The organism is Pseudomonas sp. P179 (assembly GCF_000478485.2).
Taxonomy (GTDB): Bacteria; Pseudomonadota; Gammaproteobacteria; order Pseudomonadales; family Pseudomonadaceae; genus Pseudomonas; species Pseudomonas aeruginosa.
The window spans coordinates 4,670,437-4,689,902 of the sequence record NZ_KI517354.1 but is presented as its reverse complement, the minus strand read 5'-3'; the positions used below and the strand labels follow the sequence as shown (position 1 = coordinate 4,689,902).

At 66.6% G+C, this 19,466-nt stretch carries 21 protein-coding genes; 15 read left to right on the top strand and 6 right to left on the bottom strand.

All coding sequences use genetic code 11. From position 1 onward, the window contains the following. From HMPREF1224_RS45965 to HMPREF1224_RS33925, 4 genes are all read left to right on the top strand, one after another. On the top strand, positions 1-120 hold a 120-nt coding region (locus HMPREF1224_RS45965; RefSeq protein WP_010792203.1), incomplete at its 5' end, for a hypothetical protein. A gap of 317 nt (positions 121-437) precedes the next feature. Then, a complete protein-coding gene (locus HMPREF1224_RS33935) occupies positions 438-1,553 on the top strand; it encodes an N-acetylglucosaminyl phosphatidylglycerol synthase (protein WP_003110035.1) in 1,116 nt (371 codons plus the stop codon). Further along, positions 1,546-2,307, top strand: a complete 762-nt coding sequence (locus tag HMPREF1224_RS33930; RefSeq protein ID WP_003101179.1) for an N-acetylglucosaminyl phosphatidylglycerol deacetylase — start codon at positions 1,546-1,548, stop codon at positions 2,305-2,307. Before HMPREF1224_RS33935 ends, HMPREF1224_RS33930 begins: the two co-directional genes overlap by 8 nt. Continuing rightward, the gene (locus HMPREF1224_RS33925; protein WP_003120851.1) at positions 2,304-3,305 is read left to right on the top strand and encodes a glucosaminyl phosphatidylglycerol flippase; all 1,002 of its coding nucleotides are present in this window, start codon (positions 2,304-2,306) and stop codon (positions 3,303-3,305) included. The genes HMPREF1224_RS33930 and HMPREF1224_RS33925 overlap by 4 nt, the downstream gene beginning before the upstream one ends. On the opposite strand, the gene HMPREF1224_RS33920 is transcribed toward HMPREF1224_RS33925, so the two are convergent. Together HMPREF1224_RS33920 and purU are read right to left on the bottom strand one after the other, a co-directional pair. Further along, positions 3,280-3,492 (bottom strand): hypothetical protein, encoded by a 213-nt coding sequence (locus HMPREF1224_RS33920; protein WP_003101176.1) that lies wholly within the window; start codon positions 3,490-3,492, stop codon positions 3,280-3,282. The two genes, HMPREF1224_RS33925 and HMPREF1224_RS33920, sit on opposite strands and share 26 nt — an antisense overlap. A gap of 49 nt (positions 3,493-3,541) precedes the next feature. Then, positions 3,542-4,393 carry a formyltetrahydrofolate deformylase gene (purU, locus tag HMPREF1224_RS33915; protein ID WP_003101174.1) on the bottom strand — a complete coding sequence of 284 codons (852 nt, stop codon included), beginning with the start codon at positions 4,391-4,393 and terminating at the stop codon, positions 3,542-3,544. A gap of 259 nt (positions 4,394-4,652) precedes the next feature. Here purU and mvaT point away from each other — a divergent pair, with 259 nt between their 5' ends. After that, the gene (gene mvaT / locus HMPREF1224_RS33910; protein ID WP_003093888.1) at positions 4,653-5,027 is read left to right on the top strand and encodes a histone-like nucleoid-structuring protein MvaT; all 375 of its coding nucleotides are present in this window, start codon (positions 4,653-4,655) and stop codon (positions 5,025-5,027) included. An 84-nt stretch (positions 5,028-5,111) separates the two neighbouring features. Here the strand turns inward: mvaT and sbcB are convergent, their stop codons facing one another. Continuing rightward, on the bottom strand, positions 5,112-6,554 hold the full coding sequence (sbcB, locus tag HMPREF1224_RS33905; RefSeq protein WP_010793818.1) for an exodeoxyribonuclease I: 1,443 nt from the start codon (positions 6,552-6,554) through the stop codon (positions 5,112-5,114). Positions 6,555-6,778: 224 nt separating this feature from the next. Between sbcB and HMPREF1224_RS33900 the strand changes: the two genes are divergently transcribed. From HMPREF1224_RS33900 to HMPREF1224_RS33870, 7 genes are read left to right on the top strand one after another with little or no spacing between them, the layout of a single operon-like run. After that, positions 6,779-7,516: a hypothetical protein gene (locus tag HMPREF1224_RS33900; RefSeq protein ID WP_003101171.1), complete on the top strand. Its 738-nt coding sequence runs from the start codon at positions 6,779-6,781 to the stop codon at positions 7,514-7,516. Positions 7,517-7,553: 37 nt separating this feature from the next. Then, the gene (locus HMPREF1224_RS33895) at positions 7,554-8,351 is read left to right on the top strand and encodes an RDD family protein (protein WP_003123273.1); all 798 of its coding nucleotides are present in this window, start codon (positions 7,554-7,556) and stop codon (positions 8,349-8,351) included. Beyond that, positions 8,348-9,328, top strand: coding sequence for a stage II sporulation protein M (locus HMPREF1224_RS33890; protein ID WP_003093893.1), 981 nt, complete (start codon positions 8,348-8,350; stop codon positions 9,326-9,328). Before HMPREF1224_RS33895 ends, HMPREF1224_RS33890 begins: the two co-directional genes overlap by 4 nt. Then, the gene (locus HMPREF1224_RS33885; RefSeq protein WP_003161496.1) at positions 9,315-10,886 is read left to right on the top strand and encodes a DUF4129 domain-containing protein; all 1,572 of its coding nucleotides are present in this window, start codon (positions 9,315-9,317) and stop codon (positions 10,884-10,886) included. Before HMPREF1224_RS33890 ends, HMPREF1224_RS33885 begins: the two co-directional genes overlap by 14 nt. Beyond that, positions 10,883-12,148 (top strand): DUF4350 domain-containing protein, encoded by a 1,266-nt coding sequence (locus tag HMPREF1224_RS33880; RefSeq protein WP_003110039.1) that lies wholly within the window; start codon positions 10,883-10,885, stop codon positions 12,146-12,148. The genes HMPREF1224_RS33885 and HMPREF1224_RS33880 overlap by 4 nt, the downstream gene beginning before the upstream one ends. Next, the gene (locus HMPREF1224_RS33875) at positions 12,145-13,152 is read left to right on the top strand and encodes an AAA family ATPase (RefSeq protein ID WP_003112780.1); all 1,008 of its coding nucleotides are present in this window, start codon (positions 12,145-12,147) and stop codon (positions 13,150-13,152) included. The genes HMPREF1224_RS33880 and HMPREF1224_RS33875 overlap by 4 nt, the downstream gene beginning before the upstream one ends. After that, positions 13,149-14,480: a DUF58 domain-containing protein gene (locus tag HMPREF1224_RS33870; protein ID WP_003112779.1), complete on the top strand. Its 1,332-nt coding sequence runs from the start codon at positions 13,149-13,151 to the stop codon at positions 14,478-14,480. The genes HMPREF1224_RS33875 and HMPREF1224_RS33870 overlap by 4 nt, the downstream gene beginning before the upstream one ends. A 4-nt stretch (positions 14,481-14,484) precedes the next feature. Here the strand turns inward: HMPREF1224_RS33870 and HMPREF1224_RS33865 are convergent, their stop codons facing one another. The 3 genes from HMPREF1224_RS33865 to HMPREF1224_RS33855 form a co-directional block, all read right to left on the bottom strand. Further along, complete coding sequence (locus HMPREF1224_RS33865) at positions 14,485-14,844, bottom strand: PilZ domain-containing protein (protein ID WP_003093898.1); 360 nt, start codon at positions 14,842-14,844, stop codon at positions 14,485-14,487. A 60-nt stretch (positions 14,845-14,904) separates the two neighbouring features. Then, positions 14,905-15,327 (bottom strand): DUF4124 domain-containing protein, encoded by a 423-nt coding sequence (locus HMPREF1224_RS33860; protein ID WP_003093901.1) that lies wholly within the window; start codon positions 15,325-15,327, stop codon positions 14,905-14,907. Between the two features lie 102 nt (positions 15,328-15,429). Beyond that, positions 15,430-15,813, bottom strand: coding sequence for a tetratricopeptide repeat protein (locus HMPREF1224_RS33855; protein ID WP_081717423.1), 384 nt, complete (start codon positions 15,811-15,813; stop codon positions 15,430-15,432). Between the two features lie 93 nt (positions 15,814-15,906). Between HMPREF1224_RS33855 and HMPREF1224_RS33850 the strand changes: the two genes are divergently transcribed. The 3 genes from HMPREF1224_RS33850 to pyk all read left to right on the top strand — a co-directional run bounded on the left by HMPREF1224_RS33850 (position 15,907) and on the right by pyk (position 19,246). Next, on the top strand, positions 15,907-16,713 hold the full coding sequence (locus tag HMPREF1224_RS33850; RefSeq protein ID WP_003101159.1) for a tetratricopeptide repeat protein: 807 nt from the start codon (positions 15,907-15,909) through the stop codon (positions 16,711-16,713). 84 nt (positions 16,714-16,797) lie between these two features. Further along, complete coding sequence (locus HMPREF1224_RS33845) at positions 16,798-17,712, top strand: universal stress protein (protein ID WP_010793816.1); 915 nt, start codon at positions 16,798-16,800, stop codon at positions 17,710-17,712. An 82-nt stretch (positions 17,713-17,794) separates the two neighbouring features. Beyond that, complete coding sequence (pyk, locus tag HMPREF1224_RS33840) at positions 17,795-19,246, top strand: pyruvate kinase (protein ID WP_003093930.1); 1,452 nt, start codon at positions 17,795-17,797, stop codon at positions 19,244-19,246. The last annotated feature ends 220 nt before the right edge of the window (positions 19,247-19,466 follow it).

The following is a 19,466-nucleotide window of genomic DNA, read 5'->3' as shown; positions in this document are numbered from 1 at the left end:
GAGATCAACACCCTCAACCAGGAAGGCGTGGAGAACCTCCAGGCCACCCTGCGCGCCTGCGGCGAGCTGGAAACCCAGGCCGGGCGCCTGCGCCAGCTGGTGGACAGCTTCAAGATCTAAGCACTGCCCGAGCCGTAGCCGAACCGGCGGATAATCGCGCCGCGGCTATCCGCCCTACCCCCGGCCATTCGTAGAGTGAACAACGCCAACGGCGTTGTTCACCCTTATCCTGCCAGGATGCCTCCCGAGGCATGCCTTCCTCTCCGCCCGCTCCCTCTGCGACCTATTCCCGCGCTGGCTGCCCCGAACGCGCCGGCTCGCGCTTTCTTTCCTAGACTTGAAGCTACCCATGGCTCCCGCACACCGTTCGAACGACTGCCGGCGCCGGTGGTCCACTGAGTGGCAGAAGGAACAAGCTCAACGGAGGAAGGCCCATCGTGCACATCGCCGATATGACCATGTTCTACGCGCCTGCCAGCGGGGGGGTACGCACCTATCTCGAAGCCAAGCATCGCCATCTCTGGCACTATCCCGGCATTCGCCACAGCGTGCTGGTTCCCGGCGCCGGCTATCGCCAGGCGAACGGCATCCACGAGGTGCCGGCGCCGCCGCTGCCATTCGGCAATGGCTACCGCTTCCCTCTCCGTCGCGGCCCCTGGCGCAAGGTGCTGCGCAATCTGCAACCGGACCTGATCGAGGTCGGCGACCCGTACCTCACCGCCTGGGCGGCGCTCGACGCGCGACGTCGGCTGGACGTGCCGGTGATCGGCTTCTACCACTCCGACCTGCCGCTGCTGGTGAGCAATCGCATGGGCGCCTGGCTCGGCACCAACGCGGACAACTACGTCAGCAAGCTGTACGGCCACTTCGACCGGGTCCTGGCCCCCAGCCGGGTAATGGCGGAAAAGCTGATGCGCCTGGGCGTCGCCGACGTGCATGTACAACCGCTGGGCGTCGACCTGGTCACCTTCCATCCGAGCAACCGCGATCCGGGGCTGCGCCAGGAACTCGGCCTGGACGAGGAAACCCGCCTGCTGGTGTTCGCAGGGCGCGGTTCGCGGGAAAAGAACCTGCCGGTACTGCTCGACGCCATCCAGCGCCTCGGCGACGGCTATCACCTGTTGCTGGTGGGTTCCAACATGCCGACCCGGGTTCCGCGCAACACCAGCGTGGTCGACCATTTCTGCGACAGCCGCGAAGTCGCCCGCCTGCTGGCGAGCAGCGACGCGCTGCTGCACGCCGGTGACCAGGAGACCTTCGGCCTGGTCGCACTCGAAGCGATGGCCAGCGGCATTCCGGTGGTGGCGGTGCGCGCCGGGGCACTGGCGGAAATAGTCCCGGAGCGTTGCGGCGTGCTCTGCGCACCGAACAACGGCGACGCCATGGCCTGCGCGGTGCGCGAACTGTTCAGCCACGACGTCGAGCTGCGCGGCCAGCGCGCCCGCCGTCACGTCGAGCGCCAGCATGCCTGGGACGCGGTGGTCGCCGGTCTGCTCCTGCACTACCACGCGGTACTCGGCGACAGCGAGGCGAGGTTCCCGCGCTATGGCTGAACGCAGCCTGCTGCTGGTGTTGCACGACGTGGCCCCGGAAACCTGGCCGGACTACCGGCCCTTCGTCGAGGCCGTGGACGCGCTCGGTGAGGTCCCCATGACCTGGCTGGTAGTGCCCGACTTCCACCATCGCAACCCGCTGGAAGCCGACGAAAAGTTCTGCAAACTGCTCTCGCGGCGGGTAACCCGGGGTGACGAACTGGCTCTCCACGGCTTCTATCACTACGATGACGCCCCACCACCGCGTACTCCAGGGCAATACTTCATGCGTCGCATCTACACCTGGGAGGGAGAGTTCTATGCCCTCGACCACGCCGAGGCCAAGACCCGCCTGGCCGCCGGCATCGAGCTGTTCCGCCGCCGCGGATGGCCGCTGCACGGTTTCGTCGCGCCGGCCTGGCTGATGAGCGCCGGCACCCGCCAGGCGCTCGGCGAGAGCGGGCTGCGCTACACCAGCGACCCGTCCAACCTGTATCTGCTTCCCCACCTGCAACCGATCGAGGCCCCCGGCCTGGTCTGGAGCGCGCGCAGTGCCTGGCGTCGCGGCCTCTCCTGGGCGCTCAGCGAGCAGCGCCGCCGGGCCTGGCGCGCAGCGCCGGTGATCCGTCTCGGACTCCATCCGGTCGACATGCGCCATCGCTTTTCCCGCGAATACTGGCTGCGTACCCTGCGCACCCTGCTATCCGAGGGGCGCCAGCCGTTGACCAAGATCGACTGGCTGGAGCGCCACCTCGCCCTGGACCGCGCGGCATGAGTCGAGGCTGGTTACTGCTGTTCGGTTTGATCGGTGCCTCGCTGATTCCGCTGGTGCTCGGCGGCAGCGACATGTTCCCGCGCTTGCGCGCCTTCCCGCTGGACAGTCTGCTGCTGATGTTCGGCATGATCGTGGTCTGCTGGTTCATCAACGGCCTGCGCCTGCGCCTGCTGCTCGCCGGGCGCGCCGGCAAGCTCGGGCAATTGCAGAGCGTCGGCATCATCATGGCCAGCGAATTCGCTTTCTGCGCCACTCCGGGCGGCAGCGGCGGGCCGTTGACCCTGATGGCGCTGCTGGCCCGGCGCGGCCTGCGCCCGGCACAGACCAGCGCGGTGTTCGCGGTCGACCAGTTGGCCGACCTGACGTTCTTCCTCTGCGCCCTCGGCGCGATCCTGATCTATGCCCTCAGCCATTCGCTGAGCCCGAACATGGAATCGAGCCTGATCTTCAGCGCGGTATTCCTGGTCGGCCTGTTCGTCGGCGCGGTAATGCTGATCCGCTACCTGCACCAGGTGATCCGCTTCAACGGGCGGGTTCTGGCGCGGCTCGGCGTGTCATCGCGCAAGCGCCTGCACTGGGGCCGCAAGATCCTGCATTTCCGCATTGCCCTGCACGACAGCCTGCGCCTGCCGAAACGACGCCTGCTGGCGGTCTTCCTTCTCAGCAGTACGCACTGGCTGCTGCGCTTCAGCGTGCTCGATCTGACCCTGCGCGGCCTGGGAGTGGATATCCAGTGGGCCTGGACCTTCCTGATCCAGATGGTCTCGCTCAGCGCCGGACAGCTCTCGCTGATCCCCGGCGGCGCCGGCGGCACCGAGCTGACCTCGGCGGCCCTGCTGGCCCCCATGATCGGCAAGTCGACGGCGGCGGCGGCCATCGTCATCTGGCGAGCGGTGACCTTCTATTTCTACCTCGTCGCCGGCGGCCCGGTGTTCGCAGTGCTCGCCGGACGCCCGCTGCTGAAGAAGCTGATCAGCAGTCGCGAGGCTTCTTCCTGAGCGTATCCTCGGCGTCAGCCTCGCCCGTCTCGCTGGCGCTCTCCTGGATACGCCGCCAGAGTTCGGCCGCGCCGGGAAACTCGGTTCCGTCCTCGTCGCCGAGGGCGTCGATGTCGTAACGGCTTGTGCAACCCTCGCCGAGGGTCGGTGGCGGGCTGGCGGTGCCCGCCGACCTGGGATCGCTCATGTTCGTTCCTCCGGGTGCCGGCCCTGGCCGGCATTCCAGGGAAGCCGACTCAGTCGAACACCACCGTCTTGTTGCCGTGTACCAGTACGCGGTCTTCCAGGTGATAGCGCAGTCCGCGCGCGAGCACCAGTTTTTCCACATCCTTGCCCAGCCGCACCATGTCTTCGACGTTGTCGCGGTGAGTGACCCGCACCACGTCCTGCTCGATGATCGGACCGGCATCCAGTTCCTCGGTCACGTAATGGCTGGTCGCGCCGATCAGCTTGACCCCGCGCTTCGACGCCTGGTGATACGGCTTGGCGCCGATGAAGGACGGCAGGAAGCTGTGGTGGATGTTGATCACCTGGTGGGCGTACTTGCGGCACAGGTCCGGCGGCAGGATCTGCATGTAGCGAGCCAGGACGATGCAGTCGGCGCCATGTTCGTCGATCAGCCGGGAAACTTCATCGAAGGCCGGCTGCTTGTCCTGCGGATCGACGGGAACGTGGAAATACGGGATGCCGTGCCACTCGACCATGCTGCGCAGGTCGTCGTGGTTGGCGATCACGCAGGGAATCTCGCAGTCCAGTTCGCCGCTGTGCCAGCGGTGCAGCAGATCGGCCAGGCAATGGGACTCCTTGCTGGCCATCAGCACCACGCGCTTCTTCACCTCGGAATCGGTGATCCGCCATTCCATGGAGAATTCGCGGGCGATCGGGGCGAAAGCCTGGCGGAAGCCATCCAGGTCGAACGGCAGAGAGTCGGCACGGATCTCGTGGCGCATGAAGAACCAGCCGTTATCGTTGTCGGAATGATGGCTGGCTTCGGTGATCCAGCCATTGTAGGTGGCCAGGAAGTTACTCACCTTGGCAACGATCCCGACCCCGTCGGGACAGGCGATCACCAGCCGAAAAGTGCGCATGGGTATACTCCAGAAACATCGCGAAAGGCCGCCATTCTAGCGGCATGGCGGGAAAAGTTCAGCCTCGGCGAAGGTCTTTCGACAGGCTGTTGCGCGAGAGAATAAACCCGCACAACAGGGCAATCCCGATGCGGAATTAATTACTTTGAATTTCATCGAGAAAAGTTTTCATCGCGGTTTACTTACAGTTTCGCCCTGACTATTATTGAATCTACTTACATGCCCGCCACCGCCACTCAGCACAGACAAGGTACCTGACATGTCCCTGATCAACGAATATCGCGCCACGGAAGAAGCCATCAAGGAACTTCAGGAGCGCCTGAAGTCCCTGGAACAAGACGACAAACTGAAAAAAGAACTGGAATTCGAAGAGAAGCTGCGCACGCTGATGGGCACTTACCAGAAGTCCCTGCGTGACGTGATTTCCCTGCTCGATCCGGACGCCAAGATCGGCAAGAGCACCCGCACCGCCAAGGCGCCTGCCGGCAAGCGCGCGCGCAAGGTCAAGCAGTACAAGAACCCGCACACCGGCGAAGTCATCGAGACCAAGGGCGGCAACCACAAGACTTTGAAAGAGTGGAAAGCCAAGTGGGGCCCCGAGGCCGTCGAGAGCTGGGCCACCCTGCTCGGCTAAACCAGTCAGTTCCACGAAGAACGCCAGCCCAGTGCTGGCGTTTTTCATTTCCGCCGGATTGTATCGGCTCCTCTGCCTGCGCCCTCAAGTCTCCAGCGAATAGCGTTGACGCAGTTCCGCGGCGTAATCGCGCCAGGCCGCAAGTACCGCCGGCAATGTGCCGCCCTGCTCTTGCCGACAAGCCTCCAGCGCCGCCTCGAAGGCCGGCAAAGTATTCGGTGCGCCGTATTCTTCATGGGACAAACGATTGCGGCAGAAGCTTTCCCATTGTTGGCGCTCGGCCACATTTAAAGTTTCCGGGAAATTTCGCGCACGATAGCGGAAGAACAACTCCTGCAAACGGGCATCGTCGAAGGGCCATTGTTCTTTGGCCAATTGCTCCGGTTCGGCAAGGCGCAGCTGTTCACAAAGGCGTCGATCCCGATCGCCAATAAATCCGTCATACAACTGTTGCTCGGGGTCGTCGCTGGCGGAGAAACTTTCTTCGCCATATAGCGCTGTCAGTTTGTCCGCCCAGACGGTTTGATGCTGGCGCAACAGCTCGGCTTTTTGCTGGCACTCATCGAGTTCGATGCCGGTTCGCTGGCGATCCTCGGCGCGCAATACCGACAGCGGCGCCACCACCGGGCAACGGTTGACCTGGATCTGCTTCAGCGGCACCGGCAACTCGCCCTCGGCCAGTTCGTCGCGACGGGTATACAGGCGCCTGCGCAAGTCCTCGGCCGACAACTCCAGCAGCGGCGCGGGATCGGCGCAGAGGTCGCAGACGATCAGAGCATTGCGGTTGCGCGGGTGCCAGGCCAGCGGCAGGGCCACCGAGAGGAAATGGCGCTCCGCGGAAAAGCGTCCGGAGACATGCACCAGCGGCTGCAGCAGGCGTACCTGGTCGAGCACCTTGTGCTTGCTGCGCAACTGGTAGAGGTAATCGTACAGGCGCGGCTGGCGCTGACGGATCAGGCGGGCCAGGGCAATGGTGGCGCGGACATCGGAAAGCGCGTCGTGGGCCTGCCCATGCTCCAGGCCGTTCGCCGCGGTGAGCATTTCCAGCTTCAGCGACAGCCGGCCGTCCAGCTGCGGCCACTGGATGCCCTCCGGGCGCAGGGCATAGGCGGTACGGACCATGTCGATCAGGTCCCAGCGGCTATTGCCGCCTTGCCACTCGCGGGCGTAGGGATCGAAGAAGTTGCGGTACAGGCTGTAGCGCGTCACTTCGTCGTCGAAGCGCAGGGAGTTGTAGCCGGCCACGCAGGTCGCCGGCTGCGCCAGCTGGGCGTGTACCCGGGTCATGAAGTCGGCCTCGGACAGCCCCCGCTCGGCCAGCCGCTGGGGAGTGATGCCGGTGATCAGGCAAGCCATAGGGTGGGGCAGGATATCGTCGCTGGGACGGCAATACAGGTTCATCGGCTCGCCGATCTCGTTCAGCGCCTCGTCCGTGCGGATCCCGGCGATCTGCAACGGCCGGTCGCGGCGAGGGTCGATGCCGGTGGTTTCGTAGTCGTACCAAAAAATACTCGCGTTCACGGTCATTCCCTTTCTGGCGGCACCGGGCAGTCTACCAGTGACTGCCGCGAAGCTCGCGACCCACTTCGGGGATTTCCAGGTTTTCCAACGAACTCACGGAAAGCGCCGTAGGCACGGCCCGCCAGGGCGCGTCAGTGCGCATATCTGCCATCCGAACCTTGCGTTGTCCCCTCCGCCCTCGCTAGCATTCCGCTCGCACGGATGCCCGTTTCACTGACAAGGACAGCACCATGAACGACACCAGCAATCCCTACGCCACCCCCGCCAGCGCCCTGCAACCGACCCAGGCGGTGCCGCCGGTCATCGGCGACTACGACTTCCGCATCGGCGACGTGATCAGCGAAGCCTGGGCCAAGATCAAGGGCGTCAAAGGCATCCTGATCGGCGCCTTCGTGGTCTACAGCGTGGTGATCCAGACCATCACCTTCATCCTCACCCTGCTCTTCGGCGGTATCGGCCTGATGAGCGAGGCCGATCCCATCGCCTTCGCGGTCGGCCAGATGATCGCCAGCCTGGTCGCCACGGCGGTGGGCTACCCGTTCTTCACCGGCCTGACCATGATCGGCATCCGCCGCGCCGCCGACCAGCCGGCGACCTTCAACGAAATGTTCAACTACTTCGGCATGCTGGTGCCGCTGCTGCTCACCGGCCTGCTGATGATGCTGATGGTCTACGTCGGCTTCTTCCTGCTGATCATCCCCGGTCTCTACCTGAGCGTCGCCTACATGCTCGCCCTGCCGCTGGTGGCCGAGCGCGGCCTGACGCCCTGGCAGGCCCTGGAAACCTCGCGCAAGGCCATCAGCCGCCACTGGTTCAAGGTGTTCGGCCTGCTGCTGGTGCTGAGCCTGCTGATGCTGGTGAGCATGATCCCGCTGTTCATCGGCCTGATCTGGACCGGCCCGCTGTTCGTCGTCTCCATGGGTATTCTCTACCGCACCATCTTCGGCGTTCGCCCACTGGGCAACTGAGGTGCAGACCGGGCCGTCGCGGCGGCCCGGTTGCCTGATGACGCCACGCTGGCTAGCATCTGACTTTCCCCGACACGGCCCCCCGATGCCACCGAACGCAGCCGCTCGCCTCGTCGCGCCCGCCTCCCGGCCAGGCGCCGAGGTCCTCGACACCCACTACCACGTGGAAACGCCGGAAGGCATCGACCTGCTCCTGCGTCCCGCCGGCGTCGTCCCCCGGGCCCTGGCCTATACCATCGACCTCTGCATCCGCGGCCTGATCATGCTGGTGCTGATGCTCGGCCTGGCGTTCCTCGGCAAGCTCGGCGCCGGCCTCGGCCTGCTGCTGACCTTCATCATGACCTGGTGGTACATGGTCCTCTTCGAGGTGCTCAACCAGGGCCGCTCGCCCGGCAAGCAGATGATGGGACTGCGCGTCGTCCACGACGACGGCACTCCGGTGGGCTGGGCCGCGTCGCTGCTGCGCAACCTGCTGCGCTTCGCCGACATCCTGCCCTTCGGCTACGCCCTCGGTCTGCTCTGTTGCCTGAACCATCCGGCCTTCAAGCGCCTGGGCGACATCGCCGCCGGCACCCTGGTGGTCTACCGCGAACCCGAACTGAGCCGGCCCAGCCTGCCTGACGTCGAGCCGCAACTGCCGCCCTTCCCCATGAGCCTGGAAGAACAGCGCGCCTTCCTCGGTTTCGCCGAACGCGGCGCGGCGCTTTCCTCGGCACGCCGCGAGGAACTGGCGGGCATTCTCGCCGAACCGCTGGGCGTCGAGCCGGTACGCGCCCAGGCCGAGATCAACGGCATCGCCCGCGGCTTTCTCGGCCTGCGTCAGGAGAGCGCATGAAACAGAGCCTCTTCGAACAGCGCCACCAGGCCGCCTGGCAACGCTTCGACAAACGCCTCGCCTTCCTCGAGAAAGGCAAGAAGCTGGAAGGCTCCAGCGACGACTTCGCCGCCGATTACCGGCGCCTCTGCCAGCAACTGGCGCTGGCCCAGGAGCGCGGCTACAGCAGTCACCTGATCGACCAGTTGCAGCAACTGGCGATGCGCGGCCACCAGCAGTTCTACCGGCACCGCAGCCACCTCGGCAGCCGCATCCTCGGCTTCCTGCTCGCCGGCCTGCCGCGCCTGGTCCGCGAGGAATGGCGCAGCATCGCCGTGGCCAGCCTGCTGTTCTACGGCAGCGCCCTGCTCATGGGGCTGCTGGTCTATCACTTTCCCGACCTGATCTACAGCGTGGTCAGCCCGGACAAGGTCAGCGAGATGGAGTCTATGTACGCCCCGGAAACCACCCGCCTGGGTCCGTTGGGGGCACGCGACACCAGCGACGACTGGGAAATGTTCGGCTTCTACATCATGAACAACATCGGCATCGCCTTTCAGACCTTCGCCAGCGGCGTGCTGCTGGGACTCGGCAGCCTGTTCTTCCTGCTGTTCAATGGCCTGATGATCGGTTCGGTGGCCGGCCACCTGACGCAGATCGGCTACGTGCAGACCTTCTGGCCGTTCGTCATCGGCCACGGCGCGTTCGAACTGACCGCCATCACCTTCGCCGGCGCCGCCGGCCTCAAGCTCGGCTGGGCGCTGCTCGCGCCAGGTCGCCTGACCCGCGGCGAAGCCCTGCGGCTGGCCGCCCGGCGCAGCGTGCAACTGATCGCCGGGGTGATCGTGCTGTTGCTGCTGGCGGCCTTCACCGAGGCCTATTGGTCTTCCATCAGTCATTTCGAGCCGCGGGTGAAGTACGCGGTCGGCGCGGTCCTCTGGCTGCTGGTCGGCAGCTACTTCCTGTTCGCCGGACGGAGCCGCCATGCGCCTGACTGACGCCAGCGTGGCGATCCGCCCGCGCAGCGCCTGGGAAGCGCTCGACCTCGGCATCCTCCTGGCGCATCGCCATGCGCGCCTGCTGATGGGCAGCTGGGCGTTGCTGACCCTGCCGCTGTTCGCCGTGCTCAGCCTCCTGCTGTGGCAGCATCCGACCCTGGCGATCCTGATCTTCTGGTGGCTCAAGCCGGCCTTCGAACGGCTGCCGCTGTACATTCTCTCGCACGCCCTGTTCGGCGATACGCCAACCCTGAGGCAGGCCCTGCGCGCCTATCCCGCCCTGCTGAGGAAGCAGTTGCCGGCCAGCCTGCTGTGGCGCCGCTTCAGTCCGACGCGCAGCTTCGACCTGCCGGTCCTGCAACTGGAAGGGCTCGCCGGGGAGCCCCGCAGCCAGCGCCTGATCGTATTGTCCCAGCGCAACGCCGGCGGCGCGACCTGGCTGACCGTGGTCGGCGTGCACCTGGAAATGGCGCTCTGGGCCGGCTTCGCCATGCTTCTCTACCTGCTGATCCCGGCGCAGAACGAGATCGACTGGAACTGGCAGAGCCTGCTCGACCCGGAAGCCGGCGAGTGGCTCTGGCTGGAGCACCTGTCGAACCTGCTCTACGTCCTGGTGCTGGTAGTCTGGGAGCCGATCTACGTGGCCTGCGGCTTCACCCTCTACCTGAACCGGCGCACCGAACTGGAGGCCTGGGACATCGAGCTGGTGTTCCGCCGCCTGCGCCAGCGTCTGGTCGGCAGCGCCTATGTCCTGCTGCTCGGCCTGGCCGCTTCGCTGGCCTGGCTGCCCGCCCCTTCCGCCTACGCCGAGCCGGCGGCCGCCACCAGCGCCGGCGAAGCCGAGCTGCCGCCCGAGCAGGCCCGCCTGCTGCGGCAGAAACTCAACAGCGAACAGGCCGGCAAGCAGATCCGGGCGATCGTCGACGGCGCGCCGTTCAAGAACAGCGAGACCGTTACGGGCTGGCGCTTCGGCGACAAGACCGAGAAAAAGGACAGCCGCAAGGAGGACGAAGAGCGGCTCAAGGCATTCTTCGAGGCCCTGGCCAACTGGGTGCCGTTCCGTCACGCGGCGCAGGTCATCGAAGTGCTGCTCTGGGCGCTGCTGTTCAGCGCGGTGTTCCTGCTGGTCTGGCGCTACCGTGAATGGCTGCGCCTGTTCGTCGGCAACCTGGGCTTGCCGCAACGGGCCCGCCGCGAAGCGCCGACGGTGATGTTCGGCCTCGATCTCAGTCCGGAAAGCCTGCCCGACGACATCGCCGGCAACGCCGAACGGCTCTGGAACGAGAAACCACGGGAAGCCCTCGGCCTGCTCTACCGCGGGCTGCTCAGCCGACTGCTGCATGACTACCGCCTGCCGTTGAAGGGCTCCCATACCGAGGGCGAGGTCCTGCGCCTGGTCGAAGGACTGGAGCAACAACGGCCGCTGCTGCACTACAGCCAACTGCTGACCGCCCAATGGCAGGCGCTCGCCTACGGCCACCGGCTGCCGGCAGACGACGCTCGCCAGCGCCTCTGCGACGGCTGGCGCAGCCTTTTCGCCGCGGGAGCCAAGCCATGATGAGCCGGCGCGCGCGCTTCCTGCTGCTTGCCGTGCTCCTGCTGCTGGCCGGGCTGCTGGCGATCTTCCTGGCCAGCCGCCTGCAACCCTATACGGAGACGATCGACCTCGGCCCATCGCCGGAGGCCCGGCGCAATCCCTACCTGGCCGCCGAACTGTTCCTGCGCAAGCAGGGGGTCACGGTGAGCCGCGCCGATGGCCTTGAGGTCCTCAAGGAGCTGCCGCCCTCCGGGCATACCCTGCTCCTGCTCGGCAGCCGCTCCGGCATGACTCCCGGCCAGGCTCGCCGCCTGCTGCAATGGAGCGAGCAGGGCGGGCACCTGGTGCTGATCGCCGAACGCCTGTGGGACGAGGACGAGAAGAAGAGCGGCGACCTGCTGCTCGACAGCCTGGATATCCGCCAGTACCTGACCGAGGACTTCGACGACAGCCAGGACCGGGCCAGCGAGGAAACCGCCGACGCCGACGAAGGTAGCGTCGACGACCATGCGACCGAAGCGCCGCCGGAGGAAGCCGCCGGCGAGGAAGAAGAGCCCGCCGACAGCGTGCCGGACTATTCCGCACTGACCCGCCTGTACCTGGAAAACGAGCGCTCGCCGGCCTACATCGGCTTCGATCCCGACTACCACCTCTACGATCCGCAGAACCACGCCTACGCCTGGGCCAACAGCGGCGACGCCACCCACCTGTTGCAGATGCAGCACGGCAAGGGCCTGGTCACGGTGCTCACCGACGCCTGGATCTGGCAGAACCGCAACATCGAGCAGTACGACAACGCCTGGCTGCTCTGGTACCTGACCCAGGACAACCAGGTGACCCTGCTCTACCGCGCCGAACGCGACAGCCTCGCCACCCTGCTCGCCCGCCACTTCCCCGAGGCCCTGGCGGCAGCGCTGCTGCTGTTGCTCGCCGGCCTGTGGCGCGCAGGGCTGCGCCAGGGTCCCTTGCAGCCGGTGGCCAGCCGTTCGCGCCGGCAACTGGAGGAACACCTGCGCGCCGGCGCCGACTTCCTCCTCCGCCAGCGCGGCCACGTCGCCTTGCTGCACGGTCTGCAACGCGACATCCTGCGCAGGGCGCGGCGTCGCCACCCCGGTTTCGAACAGCTCGGCGTCGCCGAGCAATGGCAGATCCTCGGGCGCATGACCCGCCTGCCACCCAGCGCCATCAGCCAGGCCATGCGCCCATATCCGGCGCAGCGCCTTTCCGCTGCCGACTTCACCCGCCAGGTCGCCCACCTGCAAAGCCTCAGGAATGCCCTATGAGCGAACAGACGCCCGAACAACCGAGCACCGCGCCCAACCCGGCGCTCCAGCGCCAGCGCGCCAGCCAGCTGGCCCAGGCCCTGCGCACCGAACTGCAGAAAGCCCTGATCGGCCAGGGCGCAGTGATCGACGACGTGCTCACCGCGTTGCTCGCCGGCGGCCACGTGCTGGTGGAAGGCGTGCCGGGGCTCGGCAAGACCCTGCTGGTACGCGCCCTGGCGCGCTGCTTCGACGGCGGCTTCGCGCGCATCCAGTTCACCCCCGACCTGATGCCCAGCGACGTCACCGGCCACGCCGTATACGACCTCGCCAGCGAGCAGTTCAAGCTGCGCAAGGGGCCGGTGTTCACCCACCTGCTGCTGGCGGACGAGATCAACCGCGCGCCGGCCAAGACCCAGGCCGCCCTCCTGGAAGTGATGCAGGAGCGCCAGGTCACCCTGGAAGGACGCGCCCTGCCGGTGCCGCAGCCGTTCATGGTGCTGGCGACGCAGAACCCGATCGAGCAGGAAGGCACCTATCCGCTGCCGGAAGCCGAACTCGACCGCTTCATGCTCAAGCTGCGCATCGATTACCCGGCCGAAGCCGAGGAACAGACCCTGGTGCGCCAGGTGACCCGCTCCGCGCGCAGCGACATGCTCGACGTGGCCAACCTGCGGCCGCTGCTGAAGGACAAAGACGTTCTCGCCCTGCAGCGGATCGCCAGCGACCTGCCGATCGACGACCAAGTCCTCGACTATGCCGTGCGCCTGGCCCGCACCACCCGCAACTGGCCGGGCCTGGCCCTCGGCGCCGGACCTCGCGCGTCGATCGCCCTGGTCCGTTGCGGCCGGGCGCGGGCGCTGCTGCGCGGCGGCGAGTTCGTGGTGCCGGACGACATCAAGGGCTGTGCCCTGGCGGTCCTGCGCCATCGGGTCCGGCTGTCTCCGGAGCTGGACATCGAGGGGCTGTCGGTGGACCAGGTCCTGCAACAGTTGCTCGACCAGGTACCGGCCCCCCGCGTATGAAGCCATCGCGCGCCCTGCTGGCGCTGTTCGCCGCGCTCCTGCTGCTGGCCATCGGCCTGGGCAGCCTGTCGGCGCTCGGCCAGCGGTTGCCTGCGCAACTGCATACATTCTGGTGGGCGGCGCTCGCCGCGCTGCTCCTGCTCGGCCTGCTGGACGCCCTGTGGGCGCGCCGCCAGGCGGTGCCGAAGCTGAGCCGCCAGCTCAGCGGCAACCTGCCGCTGGGGCGCTGGAGCGAAGTGCGTCTGCATCTGCAGCACACCTATCGGCGTCCGGTTCGCCTGACCCTGTTCGATCACCTGCCGGCCGGCATGGATTTCGAGTACCTGCCGCAGGAGGTCGAACTGCGCCCGGGCGAAAGCACCGAGGTCGGCTACCGGGTGCGGCCGCTCAACCGCGGTCACTTCGTGTTTCCCCGCTGCGAGCTGGAACTGCCCAGCCCGCTGCGCCTGTGGCGGCAGCGCCGCTACCTGGAAGCACGCGGCGAGACCCGCGTCTACCCGGACTTCGCCCGCCTCTACGGCGCCGAACTGATGGCGGTCGACCACTGGCTCAACCAGATCGGCGTACGCGGCGGCCAGCGCCGCGGCCTCGGCCTGGAGTTCCACCAGTTGCGCGAATTCCGCGACGGCGACACCCTGCGCCAGATCGACTGGAAGGCCACCGCTCGCAAACGCACGCCGATCGCCCGCGAATACCAGGACGAACGCGACCAGCAGATCCTCTTCCTGCTCGACTGCGGCCGCCGCATGCGCAGCCAGGACGGCGACCTGTCGCACTTCGACCATGCCCTCAACGCCAGCCTGCTGCTGGCCTACGTGGCCCTGCGCCAGGGCGACGCGGTGGGCGCCATGACCTTCGCCGGCGACGACCGCCGGCATCTCCCGCCGGGCAAGGGCAGCGCCCAGCTCGGCGCGCTGCTCAACACCGTCTACGACCTGCAGACCAGCCAGCGTCCCGCCGATTTCCCGGAAGCCGTGCAGGCGGTGCTGTCCCGCCAGCGGCGGCGGGCCCTGGTGATCCTGGTAACCAACCTGCGCGACGAGGACGACGAAGAACTGCTCGGCGCGGTGAAACGCCTGGGCCGCCAGCACCGGGTGCTGGTCGCCAGCCTGCGCGAGGAAGTGCTCGACACCCTGCGCCACGAGCCGGTCGCCCGCTACGAGCAGGCGCTCGCCTACACCGGCACCATCGACTACCTGAATGCGCGCAACGGCCTCCACGAGAAGCTCGCGGCCCACGGCGTGCCAGTGCTCGATGCGCGTCCCAGCGAACTCGGGCCGGAGCTGATCAGCCGCTACCTGGGCTGGAAGCGCGCCGGCGTGCTTTGACAGATCAGACCGACTGCGGCTGGCGGGGGAAGCTGAAGTAGCGGCGCAGCGCCTCCACCAGTTCGAGGAATTCGGCGGGCGGCGCCAGCAGATGGAAGCCGGAATCGAAATGACCGGGCGTGACGTCCTCGCAGGTCCACCGGCAGTCGGCGGAAAAATCGATGCATTGCGGGCGACCGCCCAGTCCCGGAACCTTCAGGCGCAGTTCGAAACGCGCGCCGACCAGCATCGGCAATTGGCTGATCAGCAGCAGGCCGTCCTCGGAGACGTTGCCGATGTAGCCCATCGGCTTATCGGTGATGCGATTGAACACCTTCAGGTAGCTGGGCAACTGATGGCGCTGGATATGTCGTTGAAGACCCATAATGGCATTTCGCTATAATTTGCAGTCCAGTATGACGATGCCGGCGCTCGGGGAACAAGCTCAGCGGCAGCGTTCGGACTCCCGCGAGGCCAGTTCGCGACGAATGGCGTCCAGCTCGGCATCGCTCAGATAAACCGGCCCGCCGCCGGCGTCCTGCCGATAGAAGCGGCCGCCGCGTTCGAGCTGGGACAACTGTTGCCGCAAGCGCCCGCATTCCTCGGCCAGCGCAGCCTGGCGCTGGCCGGCACGTTCGGCGGCGGCGGTGCGTTCCTCGCGACGAGCATCGAAATACTCCTGGGTGCGCTGCTCGCGCTGGCGGGTCGCGGCGTCACGTTCCACCACCTGCGGCCTGACTTCGACGCGTTGCGCGCCGGCCGGTGGCGTGGCGGAGAAGTGTACCTTGCCCTGGGCATCGGTCCAGCGATAGATGTCCGCCTGCGCCAGCACGGGCATCAGGGCGACACAGAACCACAGGGCACGCATGCGAACCTCCTCCGTGAAATCCAGGGCGAAGCTTACCGGATAGACCGGTGTCCCATGCGACCGACGGTCAGCCTGAACGCCCGTCCAATCCCTCCCGGCCGCCTACAGGCGGGTCGGCACGGCGCTGGCCGAGGCCGGCGTCTCGCTCAGCCGGCCCAGCTGGCGCAACGTCTCCAGCCGCGCCTTGGCACGGTAGGCATATTCGCTGGTGGGGTAACGGGCGATGATGAAGTGGTAGGTCTGCGCCGCGTCGACGAACAGGCTCTGGCGTTCCAGGCACTGGCCGCGCAGCAGCGAGATTTCCAGCTGCAGGTAGGGCCGCGCGCGAATCCGCCGTTCGGCCCGCGACAGGTCGAGCATCACCTGTGCGCAATCGCCTTTGTCGTAGGCGCGGTAGGCCCCGTTCAGGTCGCTGTTCAGCGACCAGCTGTTACAACCGGTGGCACTCAGCGCCAGGCAGGCAACGATCAAGCTTCGCATAGGCATATCCTCCGTTGGGAACTGTATCGGCGCGTATTGGCGTGACTGAAGGGCCTGACTAGACTGGGATGCCCCTCGCCCTGGCGCCAAGGAGATGCCATGCGCTTCGCCCGCCGTCTCGTCCTGCTCCCGTTGCTGTCGCTGCTGGCCGCCTGCTCGCCGACCACGCCGCTGTTCGTCGCCCAGGTGACCACTGGCGAAGTCGCCGAATACAAGCAGATGAAGAGCAACCGCATGACCGCCGCCATCGAGGAGGAAGGCGACCTGCTGACCTACAGCGCCATGGCGATCCGCGACAACAGGAGCGCCGAGGCGGAAAAGCTCTACCTCACCGGCTACGACAATCGCCGCTACAGCGCCGAGGTGCGCGGTATCTCGCTGTACCAGATCGGCCTGATCTACATGAGCCGCTACAACGACCAGCGCGACGACGCCAAGGCCACCGACTACTTCCAGCGCGTGGTCCGCGAGTTCCCCGGCACCCACGCCGCCGAGCATGCCCAGGCGCGCCTGCTGGCAATGCGCCAGCGGGCCAGGGAGCCGGTGCAGAAGAGCGCTCGCGAATTGCTCGCCACCTGGAAGCCACAGCAGAACCTCGATCTCTACAAGACCAGCCTCGACCCGGACATGACGCTGCTGTCGCGCCGCGCGGTGCTCAAGGATCGGGTCGACGAAGCCGCCGAGCTCTACCTGCTGGCGGTCAACGATCCGGCGATTCCTGCCGGTATAAAGGAAAAAGCCCTCTACCAGCTCGGCCTGATGTACCTGGCGCCGGACAACCCGCACCCGAACCGCGACAAGGCCATCGAATACCTGCGTCGCCAGTTGCTCGACTATCCTGAAGGCGAATTGTCGAACAAGGCCGGCCGGCACCTCGACCAGGCGCTCAACGTGCAACCTCGCTGATCCCCGCCGGACTGACCCAGATCAAGCGCCCGTCGCGGCGCCTGGTCTGCAATGGCATTCCCGCCCAATGCCAGGAGCGTTGCCATGAACCTGCATAACCTGCTGGTGGTCGTCGACCCGAGCAGCGACGAACAGCCGGCCCTTACCCGTGCCCAGTGGATCGCCGAACGCAGCGGTGCCAGCGTCGAGTTGCTGCTGTGCGACTTCAACCCGGCGCTGGACGGCGGGCTGTTCTTCGACAGTCACTCGCTGCAGCGTGCCCGCGACCTTTACCTGGACGAACGGGTCACCTGGCTGGAGCAGCTTTCCATGCCGCTGCAGCAGGCCGGCATCCGCACTCAGGTCGAGGCCCAGTGGGGCAAGCCGCTGGACCGGATGGTCCTGCAACGGGTCGGCGAAACCCGGCCCGACCTGGTCCTCAAGAGCACCCGCAAGCACAACCTGCTGCGCCGCCTGCTACTGGGCAACAGCGACTGGCAATTGATCCGCCACTGCCCGCAGCCGCTCTGGCTGGTCCATCACGACGCCTGGCGCGGCCAGCGCCTGTGCGCGGCGCTCGACCCGCTGCATGCCAGCGACAAGCCGGCCGCCCTCGATCACCGGCTGATCGCCGCCGCCCGCCAGCTCGAAGCCAGCCTGGGGCTGCGCGCCGACTACCTGCATACCCACGCGGCGTTGCCGCGCAGCCTGCTGTTCGACGCGGAAATGCTCGCCGGTTACGAGCGTTTCGTGCTGCAACATGAGGAACGTCACCGCCAGGCCTTCGACGACCTGCTGGCAGCCTACCCGGAGATCGCCGCGGAGCGCCGCCACCTGCTGGCCGGCTATGCCGAGCAGGCGATCCCCGACTTCGTCCGGGCCAACGACATCGACCTGCTGCTGATGGGCGCGGTCGCCCGGGGGCACCTGGACAACGCGCTGATCGGGCAGACCGCCGAACGCGTCCTGGAGGAGGTGGAATGCGACCTGCTGGTGCTCAAACCGACAAATGACATCTGATGCAGATAGTATGACTCCGCAGTCGCCGCCGAGCCTCGCCGGTGGTAGCCTGCACGCCAGCGTTATCCAAGGAGTCCTTTGCATGTCCGTTCGCCGCACCAAAATCGTCGCCACCCTCGGCCCAGCCAGCAATTCCCCGGAAGTGCTGGAGCAACTGATCCTGGCCGGGATCGACGTCGCCCGCCTCAACTTCTCCCACGGCACCCCCGATGAACACCGCGCCCGCGCCAGGCTGGTGCGCGAACTGGCGGCCAAGCACGGCCGCTTCGTCGCCCTGCTCGGCGACCTGCAAGGACCGAAGATCCGCATCGCCAAGTTCGCCAACAAGCGCATCGAATTGCAGGTCGGCGACAAGTTCCGCTTCTCCACCAGCCACGCCCGCGACGCCGGTACCCAGGAAGTGGTCGGCATCGACTACCCGGACCTGGTGAAGGACTGCGGGGTCGGCGATGAACTGCTGCTGGACGACGGCCGGGTGGTGATGGTGGTCGAGGAAGTCGCCGCCGACGAACTGCGCTGCCGGGTGCTGATCGGCGGCCCGCTGTCCGACCACAAGGGCATCAACCGCCGCGGCGGCGGTCTCACCGCGCCGGCGCTGACCGACAAGGACAAGGCCGACATCAAGCTGGCCGCGGACATGGACCTGGACTACGTGGCCGTTTCCTTCCCGCGCGACGCCAAGGACATGGAATACGCCCGCCGCCTGCTCACCGAGGCCGGAGGCAAGGCCTGGCTGGTAGCCAAGATCGAGCGCGCCGAGGCGGTCGCCGACGACGACGCACTCGACGGCCTGATTCGTGCCAGCGACGCGGTAATGGTGGCCCGTGGCGACCTCGGCGTGGAAATCGGCGATGCCGAGCTGGTCGGCATCCAGAAGAAGATCATCCTGCACGCCCGCCGCAACAATAAAGTGGTGATCACCGCGACCCAGATGATGGAGTCGATGATCCACAGCCCGATGCCGACCCGCGCGGAAGTCTCCGACGTGGCCAACGCCGTGCTCGACTACACCGACGCGGTGATGCTCTCGGCGGAAAGCGCCGCCGGCGAGTACCCGGTGGAAGCGGTGAAAGCCATGGCCCGCGTCTGCCAGGGCGCCGAGAAGCACCCGACCAGCCAGAAATCCAGCCATCGCCTCGGCCAGACTTTCGACCGCTGCGACGAGAGCATCGCCCTGGCGTCGATGTACACGGCCAACCACTTCCCGGGGATCAAGGCGATCATCTGCCTGACCGAAAGCGGCTTCACCCCGCTGATCATGTCGCGCATCCGCTCGTCGGTACCGATTTACGCCTACTCCCCGCACCGCGAGACTCAGGCTCGCGTGGCGATGTTCCGCGGCGTGGAAACCATCCCCTTCGACCCGGCGGCGCTGCCGGCGGAGAAGGTCAGCCAGGCCGCGGTCGACGAGTTGCTCAAGCGCGGCGTGGTGACCAAGGGCGACTGGGTTATCCTGACCAAGGGCGACAGCTACACCGCCCAGGGCGGCACCAACACCATGAAGGTGCTGCACGTCGGCGACCTGCTGGTATAAGCGCACGTCGCGGCGGATAACGCCCGCGGCGTTATCCGCCCTACGGACCGGCGCTCCGCTAACTCAACGTGGTGTAGGGCGAATAACCGCCACGCGGTTATCCGCCATTTCAGACGCCTCACGGCGAATAACGCCTATGGCGTTATCCGCCCTACGGACCGGAGCCCCGCTGGCCCAACGTGGTGTAGGGCGAATAACCGCTACGCGGTTATCCGCCGTT